Raw genomic sequence first — 1,508 nt, 5'->3', positions numbered from 1 at the left:
GCCTGCCCACTATCCTCATCTGCGGCTGATACCTGAGCCTCGGCGCCTACTCCGCCCTGCTGCCAATCACTCTCCCCCAGCGACTCCTGCACCTCGCGAGTCAGACGCTTCTCCTGCTCGGCTGGCGATAGCGTGCGCATGAAGGAGCGATCCTTGTCGTAATCCCCCGGCGCATACAACTTGCCGTGATGATGGGTCACGAGTCGATAGAACACCGCCAGCACCAGCAGCGGAAACACCACGATGAAACCGATCAACGGCCAACGCTCCGCCACCGTCAGCGTCTCGGCCGCCGAATTCAGCAACAGACTCGCGAAGCCATAGATCAACGAGATGAACAACGCGATGATCCCCAGCGGGTTTCGCGCCAACTGCCTGGCATATTTCATGAACTGCATACGCGCTCCATTCCTTGGGGCTTACTGAGGGCATCTTCATGTAATAGAGGCGAGCAGCCTGATAATGCAAGAGGCCCGCCTCACCACTGCATCACGATTAACGTCAGCGTCATCACGCCGATGGCAACCAGCCAGGCCTCAGCGCGTCTGGCGCGGGGAATGCCCGAAGTGGTTGCGGTAGGCACGCGAGAAGCTGGAGCTGGAGGTAAAGCCGCTCGACAGCCCGACCGAGAGAATATCGAGGTCGGTTTCCTTGAGCAGATGCCGCGCCCGCTCCAGGCGCAGCCGCAGGTACCAGGCCCGCGGCGAGGTCGACAGCTCCTGCTCGAACAGGCGCTGCAACTGGCGCAGCGAGACGCGACAGCGTCTCGCCAGTTCCTCCAGCGACAAGGGGGTGTCCAGGTTCTGCTCCATCAAGGCGACCGCATCCACCAGCTGGCGCTTGTGGGTGCCGAGGCGGCGCGCCAACGTCATGCGCTGCTGGTCCGTCCGCGTGCGCATGCGGTCGTGTACCAGCTGCTCCGAGACATCCACCGCCAGCGCCGTGCCGTGCCGGCGGGCAATCACATCCAGCGCCATGTCCATCGCGGCTGCCCCACCGGCACAGGAAAAGCGCCGCGCGCCCAGCTCGAACAGCTCATCCGAGGTACTGATGGTCGGGAAGCGCTCACGAAACGCCGGCAGGCTTTCCCAGTGCAGCGTGACCCGCTCACCGTCCAGCAGTCCTGCCGCCGCCAGCAGGAAACAGCCGGTATCCAGGCCGCCCAGCACACAGCCTCCGCCATCGAGACGATGCAGCCAGCCCGTCAAGGCGCGATTGAGGTGTGCCTCGGGCTCGAAACCACTGCATACCGCCAGCGAAGGCAGGGAGCGAATATCGAGAATGCTGTGGTCGGCGACCAGCGTCATGCCACTGGAAGACGTGACCGGCTGACCATCCTCACTGATGAGCAGCCAGCGAAACAGCGGCTTGCCACTGATGCGATTGGCGATGCGCAAAGGCTCCACGGCCGCGAAGAACGCCATCATCGAGAAGCGTGGCAGCAAGAGAAACCCGATGGTTTCCGGTAGCGGGCCGATGTAATCGAGTCGCATCGTGCAGTGGCTCCA

Annotated in this window: 2 protein-coding genes; both read right to left on the bottom strand. The window is 63.3% G+C overall.

Annotation, left to right across the window (positions count from 1 at the left end; genetic code table 11):
* The coding region (locus AC4FAH_RS09045; RefSeq protein WP_490245920.1) for a hypothetical protein at positions 1-398 on the bottom strand (398 nt) is incomplete at its 3' end.
* Positions 399-536: 138 nt separating this feature from the next.
* Entirely contained in the window at positions 537-1,493 is a 957-nt protein-coding gene (locus AC4FAH_RS09040) for a GlxA family transcriptional regulator (protein ID WP_285460990.1), read from the bottom strand.
* Positions 1,494-1,508 lie beyond the last annotated feature (15 nt).

The organism is Cobetia sp. (assembly GCF_983723665.1).
The sequence above is the reverse complement of the archived record's forward strand: the minus strand, read 5'-3'. Positions and strand labels throughout refer to the sequence as shown.